This window comes from Agrobacterium sp. MCAB5 (genome assembly GCF_052114365.1).
Lineage (GTDB): Bacteria > Pseudomonadota > Alphaproteobacteria > Rhizobiales > Rhizobiaceae > Agrobacterium > Agrobacterium tumefaciens.
In genome coordinates this window covers 43815-59294 of sequence record NZ_JBFREP010000014.1, presented here as the reverse complement: position 1 = coordinate 59294, position 15480 = coordinate 43815, and the positions used below count along the sequence as shown (strand labels likewise).

The window sequence follows — 15480 nt, the reverse complement described above, 5'->3', positions numbered from 1 at the left end:
GGCGCTCTCGCTGCGGGCCATCCGGCCTCAAATCTTGCGATAGAGAAAATAACGGTCGGTCGGCACRCTTTCYGGCACCGGCAGAGGCTTCAGCATGGGATGATCCAGAGGCAGACCGCTGACCGCAACGCCGCCTTTTGCCAGCATGCCCGCGGCAAGGTCCGGCARCCATGTCAGGGTAATGGCATCCTTTTCCGGGTAGCCCGTGCCGATATCGGCATGCACCATGGCCGMCTCCACACCGATGAAGGCCGGAGCGGTTTCCGATATTTCACCGATGACGAGATCTTCCTGCGCCGGAACAGACGAGGCGTGTGCGCCCATGGCCCTGTCGAAGGCAACGATACGGCGTTGCGGAAACAGTTCCCGCAAATGATTGAACGTGCGCCCGTTTCCGAGGCCTATTTCCATGATCGCACCTTCGTCAGGCAGATCGAGATCGGCCTTGACGTGGTTGAGGATATCGCGCTGCGCGGTCAACCGGCGAATGAAACTGTCCAATCTGCTCATAGTCCGTCCGTTCATGAATGCCGGGCATTTCCAGTAAAACCGTATGGCGATGTTGCCGAAAATGCCCGGGAGAAGGCGATCAGGCCTTGATGATGTGTTTTGCGGCGATATCCCGACGCGCGAAGACGTTTCGCGTATCGATGATCAGCGGCGACCATTCGCAAAGAGCGGCATAGTCCACATTGTCGTGATCGGTCGCGACCAGAACAGCGTCAAAGGCGCTGACGGTCTGCTTGTCCCAAGCCACGGATTTCATGCCCATCAGGTGGCTATATTCCCGGGTTTTCGGGATTTCTGCCACGTGCGGATCATAATAGGCCGCTTCGCCGCCGCGCTCCTGAATAAGTTCTATGAGTTTCAGCGAAGGACTTTCACGAATATCGGGCACATTCTTCTTGTAGGCGAGACCGACCACCAGCACCTTGGAGCGGCTGAGCGCCTTGCCGGAACGGATGTCGAGGGCTTCCGCAACCCGTCCGATGACATGACGCGGCATGCCGGTGTTGATYTCGCCGGCGAGCTCGATGAACCTCGTCGGCAACTCRTAYTCCCGCGATTTCCAAGTGAGATAGAAAGGATCGATCGGTATGCAGTGGCCACCAAGACCCGGGCCGGGATAAAACGGCATGAAACCGAACGGCTTGGTTTTCGCCGCGTCGATCACTTCCCAGATGTCGATGCCCATGGCCTCGTAGACGACCTTGAGTTCATTGACGAGCGCGATATTGACAGCACGGAAGACGTTTTCGGTGATTTTCACCGCCTCGGCCGTGGCGTTTGTCGAGACCGGAACGATCTTCTTGACCACTGAGCCGTAGAATGCAGCCATCAGTTTCCCGGCAGCCTCGCCATCGCCTGCAACGACCTTCGGAATCGTCGAGGTCTCGAARTCGCGATTGCCGGGATCTTCCCGCTCGGGCGAAAAACCGATGAAGAAGTCGACGCCGGAGACAAGTCCCGTACCTTCCAGAATGGTCTTCACAACYCCGTCGGTCGTGCCGGGATAGGTGGTCGATTCCAGCACCACAAGCTGCCCCYTGCGCAGATGCGCGGCAATGTCCCGGCAGGTCTTTTCGACATAGGAGAGGTCCGGCTCGCGATATTTCGTCAGGGGCGTCGGCACGCAAATGGCAATCACATCGCATTCAGCCAGTCTGGAAAAATCAGACGTTGCGATGAAGCCATCATCGCGCCTGACGCTTGCCAGCACCTCGTCCGAAACCGCCTCGATATAGCTGCGGCCGGCATCGATCGCGACCATTTTACCGGGATCGATATCGAAACCGACGACCTTGAAACCGGCCTTGGCGATCGTGATGGCTAGCGGCAGACCGACATAGCCAAGGCCGATCACCGCCGCTTTGGCGCTTTTGTTTTCGATGCTGGAAAGCAGGTTCTGGGAAACGACTGGGGAAGTCAAAGCGTGTCRCGCTCCGCGCATGTGCAAAAAGATGCCTTTCAGTTGGGCAAGAATGGTCAGGCTGTCAAGGCTCGGCCCTCTCAAATTCCGGTTGACGCCAGAGCCATGGGCGACGCACAACCATCCGGATGAGGATCGCTTTTTATTCACCGCTCAAATCGCCCAACCATCCCGTTCCCTCCGGAGACCGGCTGATGGCCCGCCTGCTGATGAAGGCGATGGCGATGAACGGCCACGATGTTTCCGTCGCTTCCGAGCTGCGCAGCTTTCTCAAACAGGCTGACGATCCGGCGAGGTCCTTGCTTGCCGATGCGGCGACGCACGAAATCGAGACCATCACGGAGCGCTGGCAGCGGGAAGGCGCGCCGGATCTGTGGTTTTGTTATCACCCCTATTACAAGGCCCCGGACTTGCTCGGGCCGGAACTGGGCACACGTTTCGATATTCCCTACGTCACCGCCGAGGCCTCCTATTCCCCAAAGCGCAATGGCATGGGCTGGCAGGCGGTTCAGGACGAGTTACTGGCCGCATTGAACGCTGCCGCCATCAATATCTGCTTCACCGCGCGTGATCGCGACGGGCTTGTCCGCGCCTCTCCCGCACTCCGCTCGGCGATGTTGGCGCCCTTTATCGATGCCAGTAATTTTCTTGAAATTGCTCCGCGCCCCACACCGGGAAAACTCATCACCGTCGCCATGATGCGGGCGGGCGACAAGTTCGACAGCTATCGCGCGCTTCGCGAAGCGCTTGCGCTGTTGCCGCAGGATTTGAACTGGACATTGGATATCATYGGCGACGGGCCGGAACGCGCTGCCGTRCARGCCATGTTCAGCTCTTTYCCCGATCGCCGTCTTATCTGGCACGGAGAAAAAAATGCAAACGAAATCGCAGAACTTCTTTCAAAAGCATCGGTTTACGTCTGGCCGGGGCATGGCGAAGCCTATGGTCTCGCCTATCTCGAGGCACAGGCTGCGGGCCTGCCGGTTATCGCCGAAGCGGTGGCCGGCGTCCCCGAAGTGGTAAAATCCGGAACCACCGGATTACTGACACCGGAAAATGATACAGCCGCCTATGCTGGAGCAATCGAAACYCTGCTCGGCRATGACAAGCGGCGTGAGGACTTGGCAAGKGCAGCCCGCCAGTTCGTAAAAAATGAACGATCTCTGGAAAACGCCGCAAGAGAACTGAACGATATCCTKTTGCGAGCAAAGGCACGAACATCATGAGTCTGGAAAAACTCGTAGCGGCACTGGATGAATGTGGACGACGCGGCATAACGGCCGATCTCTGGCTCAGGGACGACGATGCGGTGGAACCGACACCGGCGCTCGACACGCTGCTCGATCTTTGCAGCAACTTTTCCGCGCCGGTCACGCTTGCGGTTATTCCCGAGATGACGACGGACAAGCTCGCGCAGCACCTGGATACGACTGACATTGCCCATGTCGCCGTGCATGGCTGGTCCCATACGAACTATGCCACCGAGAAAGAAAAGAAACAGGAACTCGGATCACACCGTGACCTGTCCATCGTTCTCGACGAGTTGCAATCCGGACTGGAAAAACTGCACGATCTGCATGGCAGGCGTTTCGTGCCTATGCTCGTTCCGCCGTGGAACCGCATAGATGCCAATGTGGTGCAGGGACTGGCAGACCTCGGATATCGAGCGCTTTCGGTTTTCGGCCCGGAGAAAGACGCCGTGCCACCTTGCCTGAACACCCATGTCGACSTGATTGACTGGCACGGCAGCCGCGGTGGGCGCGAAGACGACATCCTTTTCGCCGAGACCGCCGCCCGCATCCTGCAGACTGCGGAGCACGGCGGCACRACCGGCATCCTCACCCATCATCTCGTGCATGATGACAACGTYTGGCGTTTTCTGAAACGGCTGTTMGAAATTACMGGCAAACATCCTGCCGCGCGCTGGCGTWCCTCGGCGGAACTCATCAACCAGATATCACCATGACTTCCAGGCAATCAGCAAACCACCCGTCCTGGTGGCAAGTTCGCGCCTGACAGCTTCGACCTCCTGCAACGCGGCGCGATCGGCGAGAGAAGCGGCAACAAACCCCGCCGGCGCAAGGCTGATGCTCCCAGCCCGAGCGATGACGGTAAAGATAAGCGGACCCGTCGACCACCAGGCTGGCGCACGCGGCATTTCCTCGAGAATTCTCGGAAACGCCTCCAGCATCCTGCGGAAAACCGGATGGCCGGCAGGTGTCGCAATGAAAGAGTTGGCAAGAAGCATGCTGCCCTGCCCGGTATCGCGCGGTGTTTCTTCATCRAACGCCGTCAGCCCTAYCAGTGGCAGGAAAGCATCGAAACTCGCATCATCCCGCGCCGGATACCAGTCGCAATCAAGATAGATGCCACCAAAACGCTCCAGCACGACATAGCGGGCCACATCGACAGCGCCGGGATAATCGCCGTCTTCCAGCATCGTCCTGAAGACGTCATTCGAAAACACGCCTTCCCGCTCAAGATCGGCCTCCCGCCAGAGGCGATATTCGTAACCATGCGAGGCGGCATGGGCGGCCCAGGCCTTGACCGATACGGGCGGGGCCTTGTCTCCGATCCAAATCTGGTGGATGCGCCTCGGCACGTYCTCCCTGCTTTTCAGATTGATAGMGCGGTGTTCCTCCGGGGAAAAATGCGCATATTTTGCAAGCACCTGCGGCGGCGGAACCAGCGTATATTGATAGCCGATCCTCGCGACCACATCGCCTTCAGCCTTGGCAAGACGCAGCCGTGCCGCATGCAGCCTGCGCGGCAGACCGAGCACTGTCCGCTCACCCATCAGGTGACCGTCCTTTACTGCAACCAGCGATAAGAGAAGCGCATGCGCTTCCGCATATTGTCCTTGGTTTTGCAACTGCCGGGCTCTATCCAGCTGGGCATCGTAATATTTCTTGTCGGACATGGATCCTCACCCGGGAACGTTCGTTAACATATCGCYAAACACAAGCCATCAGGCAAGCCATTGCAATTTGGAAGCCGGCTTTGAATTTGCTAAACAATTCGATGTTTCAGAGGCATAGACAGACAACAAACCCTACGATAACGTGCCTTTAAGCCCTCCTGAGCAAATTGTCACAAGACAACGATAAAGAGAGACGGCAAGGAACCCTTTAGCATGAGCGCAGGCGCAGATTTGCTCCGTATTGAAAATCTGCGGGTCTCATTTTCTCTTATGGGTGGCACGATTGACGCCGTGAGGGGTGCCAGCCTTCGCATTCTTCCGGGAAAAGTGACCGCGCTTGTCGGAGAATCCGGCTCCGGAAAATCCGTCATCGGCCAGACGATCATGGGCATCCACCCCAAGACGGCGCGCGTGAACGGACGCGTGCTGTTTACCGATCCAGCAAATGCCGCAGCCGGCCCCGTCGATCTGCTGCAACTGCCGAAGGACGGCCGGGAAATCCGCGCCATACGCGGAAATCGCATCGGGCTGATTTTTCAAGAACCCATGACGTCTTTTTCGCCGTTGCACACGATCGGCAACCAGATTGACGAAGCGCTGAGAATCCACAGCATCCTGTCGCCGGCCGAGCGCGCGGAAAAAATGTATGAGACGCTCGACCTTGTAGGGTTTTCCAACCCGAAGAAGGTCGTGAACATGTATCCCTTCGAATTGTCGGGCGGCATGCGCCAGCGCGCCATGATCGCCATGGCACTGATCTGTCGCCCCGCSCTTCTGATCGCCGACGAACCGACGACGGCTCTTGATGTRACCATACAGGCGCAAATCCTCAAACTCCTGCGCGATCTCCAGAGCCGGCTGAACATGAGCATGCTGCTCATCACCCACGATCTCGGCGTGGTGGCAAACATCGCCGACGAGGTTGCYGTGATCTATCAGGGCGAGATCATGGAAGCCGGAACGGTCGACGATATTTTCAAGGCACCGAGCCACCCCTATCTCAAGGGCCTGATGGCCGCCGTGCCGCATTTCGACATGAAGCCAGGTGAGAGGCTGAAGGCGCTTCGTGAGATCACCGTCGACCACGAAAGCCTTGTCGGCAAGAAGACCGCCGCAGTGAACAAGACCCCCGGCCCGCTCTTGACCGTGGAGAATATCAGCAAGACCTTCACGACCCGGAAGTCCAGCTGGTTCAGCCGCCGCGATGCCAATGCCACCAAGGCGGTCAACAGCGTCAGTTTTGAAATCCGCCGGGGAGAATGCCTTGGCCTCGTCGGCGAAAGCGGCAGCGGCAAGACAACCGTCAGCAAAATCCTCATGCGCGCCGTTCGCCCGGATGAAGGCTCCGTGACCTTTCACCGGCCGCAGGGCGATATCGACGTCCTCAATGCTAGGGACGGCGATCTAAAGGAATTGCGGTCGAAGATACAGATGGTCTTCCAGGACCCGATCTCATCGCTTTCACCGCGCATGACCGTGCGCAATATTTTGAGCGAGCCGCTTGAAATCCATGGACGGGGCGATGCGAAATACCGCGCGGAAAAAGTCCGTAATCTCGTCAAGGCCATCGGCCTTGGAGAAAGCGCGCTGAACCGTTATCCGCACAGTTTCTCAGGCGGCCAGAGGCAGCGTATCGGCATTGCCAGAGCCCTGGCGTTGGGTCCCGAACTGCTGATCTGCGACGAACCCGTTTCTGCCCTAGATGTCTCGGTGCAGGCGCAAATCCTCAACCTGCTCAAGGATTTGCAGAAGGACCTCGGACTTACCTACCTCTTCATCTCGCACAATCTGGCAGTTGTGGATTACATGGCGGACCGCGTGGCGGTGATGTGCGAGGGCCGCATCGTCGAGCTGGCGCCGCGGGAAATCATGATGCGCTCTCCGGTTCACCCCTATACAAAATCGTTGCTGGCGGCCGTGCCTTTTCCCGATCTCGACCGTCCGCTCGATTTCCGCACCATCGGCAAGATCAGCGCGACGGGCAAGTTCGACTGGGGCAAGCAATTCCGCGACGAGGGTGACGGCGAAATGATCTCTGCCGATCTTGGCGATGGCCATTTCGTTCTCGCAAATGGCAATGCCGACATCAGGGAGCTTCGCTCGTGATTACGCGCCGCACCACCCTTGCCTTGATGGCCTCCGTCTTTTTGCCGACCTATGCGCGCGCTGCCTATACCGACCCCGCCTACTTCAAGGAAAAGAGGGAAAAAGGTGAGCTGCCTGATATTGCCGAGCGCTTGCCGAAAAACCCGCGCGTCATCGATATGAAGGCGCTCGGCCGGGAGCCCGGAAAACACGGCGGTTCCGTGCGCATGCTGATCGGCGGCCAGCGCGATATCCGGCTTATGCCCATCAGCAACTATGCCCGCCTTGTCGGTTACGACGAAAAATTCGAGCTTCATCCCGACATTCTGGAAAGCTACGACGTTCAGGACGAACGCATCTTCACCTTCAAGCTGCGAGAAGGCCACAAATGGTCCGACGGCAGCGATTTAACGTCCGAGGATTTCCGGTATTTCTGGGAGGATGTCGCTCTCAACAAGGAAATTCACAAGGGTGGCCCGCCAATCGAACTGCTGGTCAACAACAATCCTCCCCAGATCGAAGTCATCGACCGGCTGACGGTGCGCTATACCTGGGAAGGCCCTAACCCCGATTTTCTGGCGAAGCTCGCAGCAGCATCGCCCGCGCGGCTTTTCCTGCCCGCCGCCTATATGAAGCAGTTCCACATCAAATATCAGACCGCGGAAAACCTCGCCAAGCTCATCAAGAAGAACAAGGCGGATGACTGGAGCGGGCTGCATATCAAGATGTCGCGGCAGGTCCGTCCGGAAAATCCCGCTCTGCCGACGCTGGACGCCTGGCGCAATACGACTTCGCCACCGGCCGAACAGTTCGTTTTCGAGCGCAATCCCTATTATCACCGTGTCGACGAAAACGGCCTTCAACTGCCCTATCTCGACCGGTTCCTGCTGAACGTCACCTCCTCCGACATCATCTCGGCCAAGACGGCGTCGGGTGACAGCGATCTGCAATATTTCGGCCTCGATTTCGCCGACTACACCTTCCTGAAGGATGCCGAAAAGCGCTTTCCTCTGAAGGTGAACCTCTACAAACGCTCTCAAGGGTCGCGCATTGCGCTTCTGCCCAATCTGAACTGCGCCGATCCTGTATGGCGGAGCTGTTTCCAGGACGTGCGCGTGCGCCGCGCAATGTCGCTCGCCATAAACCGGCACGAAATCAACATGGTCTGCTTTTACGGGCTGGCCAAGGAAAGCGCCGACACCGTCTTGCCGGAAAGCCCGCTTTACCGACCGGAATTTGCCGAGGCCTGGAGTGCCTTCGACCGGGCGATGGCCAACAGATTGCTTGACGAAGCAGGTCTCGATAAGCGCGACAGCGCCGGCTACCGGCTTCTGCCGGACGGCCGTCCAGCCTATATCATCGTCGAGACCACAGGCGAAAGCACGCTCGAAACGGACGTGATGGAACTGGTCACGGACCACTGGCGGCATATCGGCATTGCGGTTTCGGTCCGCCCGACCCAGCGCGATGTCTTCCGCAAGCGCGCCATGGGCGGCGAGGTGCTGATGTCGGTGTGGATGGGCATGGACAATGGCGTACCGACCCCCGACATGCTGCCTTCGGGCCTTGCGCCCACCGGCGACGACCAGTTGCAATGGCCGGTCTGGGGCATCCAYTATCTGTCCGGCGGGCGCGAGGGCAAGGAGCCTGACCTGCCGGAAGCAGCGCATCTGCTCGATCTCCTGAAAAAATGGCGCCGAAGCGTCACCGAGGAAGAGCGYGAGGCAATCTGGCTGGAAATGCTTGGTATCTACACGCAGCAGGTATTTTCCATCGGCATCGTCAACGGCGCGCTGCAACCCGTCGTCCATGTCAAACGCATGCGAAACGTGCCGGAAAAGGCGCTTTTCGGCTTTGAACCCACATCGTATCTCGGCATCTACATGCCGGATGCCTTCTGGTATGACGGAGACGCCTGATATGCTGCGGTATATTCTCAAGCGCATCCTCGTCATGATCCCCACGCTGATCCTGATCTCGATGCTGGTCTTCACCATCATCGAATTGCCGCCGGGCGATTATTTCGAAAGCTACGTCGCCGAACTGCGCGCCATGGGCGAGACCGCAAACCTTGCCGAAATCGAGGAGTTGCGCGTCCGCTATGGCTTCGACCAGCCGGCGCCGATCCGTTACTTCCGCTGGGCAACCGGCATGCTGGTTGGCGATTTCGGTTATTCTTTCGAATATCAGCTGCCGGTAAACGAGGTTGTGGGAGACCGTCTGTGGTTGACCGTTCTGGTGTCCTTCGTCACCATCATCGTCACCTGGATTCTTGCCTTCCCGATCGGCATCTACTCCGCCACGCACAAATATAGCTGGGGCGACTACGGCCTGACCTTCCTCGGTCTGCTTGGCATCGCCATCCCCAACTTCATGCTGGCGCTGATCCTGATGTATTTCGCCAATATCTGGTTCGGCATCTCCATCGGCCATCTGATGGATCGGGAATATCTGAACCAGGCGATGAGCTGGCCAAAGTTCAAATCGATTCTCGAACATATCTGGATACCCGTCCTCATCATCGGAACGGCGGGCACGGCCGGCATGATCCGCCGCCTGCGCGCCAACCTCTTGGACGAGTTGCAGAAACAATATGTCGTAACCGCCCGCGCCAAGGGGCTTCACCCTTTCAAAGTGCTGATCAAATACCCGCTGCGCATGGCGCTGAACTTCTTCATCTCGGACATCGGCTCGATCCTGCCCGCCATAATATCAGGCGCGGAAATCACTGCAGTCGTGCTGTCACTCGAAACAACCGGTCCGATGCTCATCCGGGCGCTGCAAAGCCAGGACATGTACCTGGCCGGCTCTTTCCTGATGTTCCTTGCTTTCCTCACGGTGATCGGCGTTCTTGTGTCGGATATCGCCCTTGCCATACTTGACCCGAGAATCCGCTTCGGAGGTGGTAACGTCAAATGACTTCATCCATCCCGACATCCGGCGAAGCACTGCCCCACTACGTTTCGACGGCGCCGTTCGACCCGTCGCTCATCGAACCCAATACGTCCGGAATGGCGGCCTTCAGCAAGGCGTCGCAGCTGCGGCTCATGTGGTGGCAGTTCCGCCAGCACAAGATCGCCGTCTGGTCCGGCGCCTTTCTGGTGGTGCTTTATCTTTCGATCCTGATCAGCGAGTTCCTCGCGCCTTACAATCTTCACACMCGCAATATCGAGCATATCTACGCCCCACCCCAGGCCATTCACCTTTTCAATGACGGAAAATTTGTCGGGCCTTTCGTCTATGGTCGGGAAATGACGCTCGACATGGACAATCTGCGGCGTGTCTACCGGGATGTGCCGACGGATATCCAGCCGCTGCGTTTCTTCTGCAAGGGCGATACCTATCATTTCTGGGGCATGATCGAGGCTAGAACCCACCTCGTATGTCCGGCCGAAGGTGGTGAATTGTTCCTGCTCGGCACCGACCGGCTTGGACGAGACGTGCTGTCGCGAATCATCTACGGCGCGCGCATCTCGCTGACGATCGGCCTTCTCGGTGTCGCCATGAGCTTCGTTCTCGGCATTGTGATCGGCGGWCTTGCAGGTTATCGCGGCGGCACTTTCGATCTCATCGTCCAGCGTATCATCGAAGTCCTGCAATCCATTCCGAGCATTCCGCTGTGGCTCGCACTCGCAGCAATCATGCCGGTGACCTGGAGTCCGATCCTCGTCTATCTCGGCATCACCATCATTCTCGGCATGCTGGACTGGACGGGACTGGCGCGCGCCGTGCGCTCCAAATTGCTGGCATTGCGCGAGGAAGACTATGTTTTGGCTGCACAACTGATGGGCGCCGGCACACCGCGCATCATCGGCAGGCACCTTATCCCCGGCTTCATGTCACATCTGATCGCCTCGGCGACGCTGACGATACCGGGCATGATTCTCGGCGAAACCGCGCTGAGCTTCCTTGGTCTCGGCCTCAGGCCGCCGATCACAAGTTGGGGAATTCTGCTCACGGAGGCGCGCAGCGTCAGCGTCATTGCGCTATATCCGTGGCTTCTCATCCCGACGATTCCGGTTGTTCTCGTCATTCTGGCCTTTAATTTCTTCGGTGACGGACTACGTGATGCTGCGGATCCCTTCAGATAAAATGGAACACGCCTTGATAAACTGCTCTTCCGCCATCGCCTTTTTTGGGAAAGGCAAAAAGAGGTGTGGCCGATGACCTCCCGTCTGAACGACGCACGCATCCTCATGTACAGCCACGATTCCTTCGGTCTCGGACATCTGCGGCGCTGTCGCACGATCGCTCACGCGCTGGTGGAGGATTATCGCGGCCTCAACGTGCTTATCATTTCGGGTGCGACTATCGCCGGCGCCTTCGATTATCGCGCTCGTGTCGATTTCGTGAAAATCCCGAGCGTCATCAAGCTGCGCAACGGCGAATACACCTCCATGGACCGGCATATCGATCTTCAGGAAACACTGAAGATGCGCCGCTCCATCATCTATCACACTGCCGAAAGCTTCCAGCCGGATATCTTCATCGTCGACAAGGAGCCCATGGGTCTTCGTGGCGAGGTGGAGGAAACGCTCGCGTATCTCAAGCGACAGGGAACCAAGCTTGTCATTGGCCTGCGTGACGTCATGGACGCACCGCAGCTGCTTGAAGCGGAGTGGAAGCGCAATGACGTGATGACCAAGATCGGCAAGTTCTATGACCACGTCTGGATTTATGGCCCGCCGGACTTCCACGACCCCTTGACGGGGCTCGACGTTCCCCAGACCGTTCGCGACAAGATGGATTTCGTCGGCTTCCTGCAACGCTCCAAAACGCAGGCGGAAACCGTGGCGCACCGGCCGGAGGGCGACTATCTTCTCATCACCACCGGCGGCGGCGGTGACGGCAGCGAATTGATCGATGACGTCATCAACGCCTACCGTCATGATAGCGAACTGACGCACAAGGCGCTSGTGGTGCTCGGCCCTTACATGCCGGCAGACCAGCGCCAGCGATTCATGAGCAGTGTTGCCGATATTCCGTACATCGAGATCATCGAATTCGACAACCGCATGGAAGACCTCGTTGCCGGCGCTCAGGCCGTCGTGTCGATGGGCGGCTACAACACCGTCTGCGAGATATTGTCGTTCGACAAGCCTGCCCTCGTCGTGCCGCGCACGGTGCCGAGGGAGGAGCAGCTTATCCGCGCAAGCCGCGCGTCGGAGCTCGGCCTTTTCGACATGCTTTTACCTGAGGATGCCGAGAATCCGGCRAAAATGGCGGCAGCTCTTAAAGCGCTGCCGAATCGCGCGCCGCCTTCCGYCAATTCGCAGGACCTGAAGCTCGATGGTCTGGAAAACATTTCGAAACGGATAGCCGAATGGCTGCCGCCCGAGGGCGACAAGGTGCCAATAACGCTGACGGCGTGACCGGCTCCCCGACAACCACCGCTTCAAAAGAGACACGCGCAACGTGACCGACACAAAAAAAATCGTGGTGCTCCTCAAGGGCTATCCGCGCCTGTCCGAGACTTTCATCGCCCAGGAACTTCTGGGGCTTGAAAAGGCTGGCCTTACGCTGGAACTCATGTCCATGCGCCGCCCGACGGATAAAAAACGCCACCCCGTTCACGATGAAATCCGCGCACCCGTGACCTACCTGCCGGAATATCTGCATGACGAGCCCATCCGCGTGCTGAAGGCCCTGTGGGCATGCCGCAAAAAGCCAGGCTTCACCAAGGCGCTGCGTCGGTTTTTCAGCGATCTGCCGCATGATCTCAGCCGCAACCGCTTCCGCCGTTTCGGGCAGGCGGCCGTGCTGGCGCACGAATGGCCCGTAGATGCCGGGTGGCTGCATGTCCACTTCATCCACACACCCGCCTCGGTCGCCGCCTATACCCATCTTATCACCGGCACGCCCTGGACGATTTCGGCTCACGCCAAGGATATCTGGACCTCCAGCGACCGGGACCTTGCCGCAAAGCTGGAAAGCGCCCGCTGGGCCGTGACCTGCACCGCRAGCGGCTTTCAGCATCTTCGCACCCTTTCCGGCGTCAAGCAGAATGTGCATTTGAGCTATCACGGTCTYGATCTCACCCGCTTCCCGCATTTCGACACKCCGCGTCCGCAAAGAGATGGATCGGACGCTCATGATCCGGTCAGGATTTTGAGTGTTGGACGGGCCGTCAAGAAAAAGGGCATCGATATTCTGTTGCAGGCTTTGGCCTCGCTTCCACAGGACATCCATTGGCGTTTCACCCATATCGGTGGCGGCGACGAACTTGCCGGGTTGAAAAAACTCGCCGACGAGCTTGGCATCGCCGACAGGATCGTCTGGACCGGCGCCATGGACCAGAAACAGGTGCTGGAGAATTACCGCGAGGCCGACCTCTTCGCCCTTGCCTGCCGCATCACCAGCGATGGTGACCGAGACGGTCTTCCCAATGTGCTGGTCGAGGCCGCCAGCCAGGCACTGACCTGCATTTCCACCAATATATCAGGCATTCCGGAATTCTTCGTGGACTGTGAAAACGGCCTGCTGACGGAGCCCGAAAATCCGGTTGCCTTCGCCGAGGCTCTGCGCACGGCGATTACCGATCCGCAATTGCGTGAGCGTCTGGGTAGTGCGGCGGAAAACCGTGTGCGAACCGCCTTCGACAACCGCACCAGCATTGCCGAGTTGAAGACGCTGTTCGAAACCGAGTGGGAAAAAACGCCATGACCGATACGGAAAAGCGCCCTTCCGTTTTCTTCTACGTCCAGCACCTTCTGGGCATCGGCCATATCGCCCGCGCCAGCCGCGTTGCCAACGCCCTTCAGGCTGATGGTTTCGATGTCGTTCTGGTGACAGGCGGCACCCCGGTTCCCGGCTTTCCGGGCGAAGGCATCCGCCATGTCGAATTGCCGCCGATCGCCGTCAGCGACGGCAGCTTTTCCGGCCTTGTCGATAGTTCCGGCAAACCGGTCGATGACGACTTCAAGAAGCTTCGAACGGATATGCTGATCGGCGCCTATCACGGCGCAAAGCCGGATATCGTCATCATAGAGGCCTTCCCCTTCGGCCGCAGGCAGGTGCGTTTCGAATTGCTGCCGCTTCTGCACGAGATCGAGGACAGTGAACCACGCCCGCTCGTCATGACGTCGCTGCGCGATATTCTGCAGGAAAAAACCAAACCCGGCCGGGACGAAGAAACCGTGTCGCTGGTGAAGAAACATTTCGACGCAGTGCTGGTCCACGGAGATCCGGATTTCGTCCGGCTGGAGGAGACCTTTCCCCTTGCCGGCGAAATCAGCCAGCGCGTTGTCTATACCGGCCTCGTCGCGCCGCTGCCATCGCCGGAACCGGCGGAAAAATTCGATATCGTCGTTTCCGCTGGCGGAGGTGCCGTTGGTGCAGCCCTTATCCGGGCCGCACTTGAGGCATCGCCTCTGCTGGAAGAGATCAAAAGCTGGTGCCTCATAACCGGCCCCAACATGCCGCAGGCAGATTTCGATGCGATCTCGGTGCAGGCGCCCGAAAATGTGTCCATCTTCCGCTTCCGCAAGGATTTCGCAAGCCTGCTTGCCGGCGCGCGGCTTTCGGTTTCGCAGGCCGGTTACAACACCGTCTGCGATATTCTACAGGCAAAATGCCGCTCGCTTCTGATCCCGTTTGCGGCCGATGGCGAAACGGAACAGAGCGCCCGCGCCGAACGGCTGGCGCGGCTGGGGCTGGCACAGGTGCTGGAAGAGAAGGATATCTCTGCGCAATCCATGGCCGATGCCATCAGGGCGGCATTGGCCCTGCCGGGACCGGATGTGATCCACCTCGATCTCGATGGCGCCGCAGGAACGGCTAGAGCTTTACGCCGCCTTTTTGATGAGCGGTGAGGATCGCCTTTAACTCTCGAACGGCCTCTTCATCSGTGCCCTTGCGCCCCGCGCCGGTGAAACCGAGTTTCGCCACCCGGCTTTCCGGATCGTAAAACGGAATGGCGGAACAGGATGCGTGGATCTCCGTAATGGGAAAGCGGTCCAGCAATGTCTGCACGACTGGTGGACGCACCCCGGCCCCCGGCATGATGACAATCCGCCCGGCGGCAAGCTCGGATAATCGSGCCAAGGTCTCGATGCCCTCAAGCGCMGAACGCGCGCCCCCGGACGTCAGAATTCTCGGGAARCCCAGCGCGATAGCGGCYTCCAAGGCTTCATCCATGTCGGGAACAACATCGATCGCCCGGTGCAGCGTCATATCGAGCCCGTCGGCGTGGCGGCGCAGTTCTTCGAGCAGGGGAATATCGAGCGAGCCATCGCCAAGCGAGGCACCGAGCACCACGCCGGAAAGCCCCGCCGCGCGCGCCGCATCGATATCGCGTTTCATCACATCGGCTTCGTCGCGCGTAAACACAAAATCCCCGGCGCGCGGCCTGATCATCACGCTCACCGGCAGGGCGTAGGCCGCCGCCCGGTGCATGAAACCCGCAGACGGCGTCACACCGCCACCGGACAATGCCGCGCAAAGTTCTATTCGGTCGGCCCCACCCCTGACCGCCGCTTCCAGACCGGCCACGTCGTCCACGCAAATCTCGAGAATCATCGTAACCTCTTTCTTTTGAATGTGCCGT

At 58.8% G+C, this 15480-nt stretch carries 13 protein-coding genes; 9 read left to right on the top strand and 4 right to left on the bottom strand.

Going from position 1 to position 15480, the window contains the following annotated elements:
* Positions 1 to 27: 27 nt before the first annotated feature.
* The gene (locus AB4Z23_RS24175; protein WP_441360871.1) at positions 28 to 510 is read right to left on the bottom strand and encodes a class I SAM-dependent methyltransferase; all 483 of its coding nucleotides are present in this window, start codon (positions 508 to 510) and stop codon (positions 28 to 30) included.
* 79 nt (positions 511 to 589) lie between these two features.
* Positions 590 to 1930 carry a nucleotide sugar dehydrogenase gene (locus AB4Z23_RS24170; RefSeq protein ID WP_441360870.1) on the bottom strand — a complete coding sequence of 447 codons (1341 nt, stop codon included), beginning with the start codon at positions 1928 to 1930 and terminating at the stop codon, positions 590 to 592.
* Between the two features lie 128 nt (positions 1931 to 2058).
* Between AB4Z23_RS24170 and AB4Z23_RS24165 the strand changes: the two genes are divergently transcribed.
* Positions 2059 to 3156, top strand: a complete 1098-nt coding sequence (locus AB4Z23_RS24165; protein WP_441360869.1) for a glycosyltransferase family 4 protein — start codon at positions 2059 to 2061, stop codon at positions 3154 to 3156.
* A complete protein-coding gene (locus AB4Z23_RS24160; protein WP_441360868.1) occupies positions 3153 to 3896 on the top strand; it encodes a polysaccharide deacetylase family protein in 744 nt (247 codons plus the stop codon). Before AB4Z23_RS24165 ends, AB4Z23_RS24160 begins: the two co-directional genes overlap by 4 nt.
* Here AB4Z23_RS24160 and AB4Z23_RS24155 read toward each other — a convergent pair.
* Positions 3888 to 4850, bottom strand: a complete 963-nt coding sequence (locus AB4Z23_RS24155; protein WP_441360867.1) for a glycosyltransferase family 32 protein — start codon at positions 4848 to 4850, stop codon at positions 3888 to 3890. The genes AB4Z23_RS24160 and AB4Z23_RS24155 overlap by 9 nt on opposite strands.
* Positions 4851 to 5063: 213 nt before the next feature.
* Between AB4Z23_RS24155 and AB4Z23_RS24150 the strand changes: the two genes are divergently transcribed.
* From AB4Z23_RS24150 to AB4Z23_RS24120, 7 genes are all read left to right on the top strand, one after another.
* Complete coding sequence (locus tag AB4Z23_RS24150; protein ID WP_025594512.1) at positions 5064 to 6956, top strand: ABC transporter ATP-binding protein; 1893 nt, start codon at positions 5064 to 5066, stop codon at positions 6954 to 6956.
* On the top strand, positions 6953 to 8854 hold the full coding sequence (locus tag AB4Z23_RS24145; RefSeq protein ID WP_019566081.1) for an ABC transporter substrate-binding protein: 1902 nt from the start codon (positions 6953 to 6955) through the stop codon (positions 8852 to 8854). The genes AB4Z23_RS24150 and AB4Z23_RS24145 overlap by 4 nt, the downstream gene beginning before the upstream one ends.
* A gap of 1 nt (position 8855) precedes the next feature.
* Positions 8856 to 9854 carry an ABC transporter permease gene (locus tag AB4Z23_RS24140; protein WP_003516797.1) on the top strand — a complete coding sequence of 333 codons (999 nt, stop codon included), beginning with the start codon at positions 8856 to 8858 and terminating at the stop codon, positions 9852 to 9854.
* Positions 9851 to 11026, top strand: a complete 1176-nt coding sequence (locus tag AB4Z23_RS24135; protein WP_038492283.1) for an ABC transporter permease — start codon at positions 9851 to 9853, stop codon at positions 11024 to 11026. Before AB4Z23_RS24140 ends, AB4Z23_RS24135 begins: the two co-directional genes overlap by 4 nt.
* A 72-nt stretch (positions 11027 to 11098) precedes the next feature.
* A complete protein-coding gene (locus tag AB4Z23_RS24130; protein ID WP_441360866.1) occupies positions 11099 to 12307 on the top strand; it encodes a glycosyltransferase family protein in 1209 nt (402 codons plus the stop codon).
* A 43-nt stretch (positions 12308 to 12350) separates the two neighbouring features.
* Positions 12351 to 13598, top strand: coding sequence for a glycosyltransferase (locus AB4Z23_RS24125; protein WP_421477023.1), 1248 nt, complete (start codon positions 12351 to 12353; stop codon positions 13596 to 13598).
* Positions 13595 to 14746 (top strand): glycosyltransferase family protein, encoded by a 1152-nt coding sequence (locus AB4Z23_RS24120; protein ID WP_421477021.1) that lies wholly within the window; start codon positions 13595 to 13597, stop codon positions 14744 to 14746. The genes AB4Z23_RS24125 and AB4Z23_RS24120 overlap by 4 nt, the downstream gene beginning before the upstream one ends.
* Here the strand turns inward: AB4Z23_RS24120 and AB4Z23_RS24115 are convergent.
* On the bottom strand, positions 14712 to 15452 hold the full coding sequence (locus AB4Z23_RS24115) for a copper homeostasis protein CutC (protein ID WP_003516792.1): 741 nt from the start codon (positions 15450 to 15452) through the stop codon (positions 14712 to 14714). The two genes, AB4Z23_RS24120 and AB4Z23_RS24115, sit on opposite strands and share 35 nt — an antisense overlap.
* Positions 15453 to 15480 lie beyond the last annotated feature (28 nt).

Excerpts from the sequence above, each read along its gene's own strand:
- AB4Z23_RS24120 (WP_421477021.1), top strand. The coding sequence starts at position 13,595 with ATGACCGATACGGAAAAGCGCCCTTCCGTTTTCTTCTACGTCCAGCAC.
- AB4Z23_RS24140 (WP_003516797.1), top strand. The coding sequence starts at position 8,856 with ATGCTGCGGTATATTCTCAAGCGCATCCTCGTCATGATCCCCACGCTG.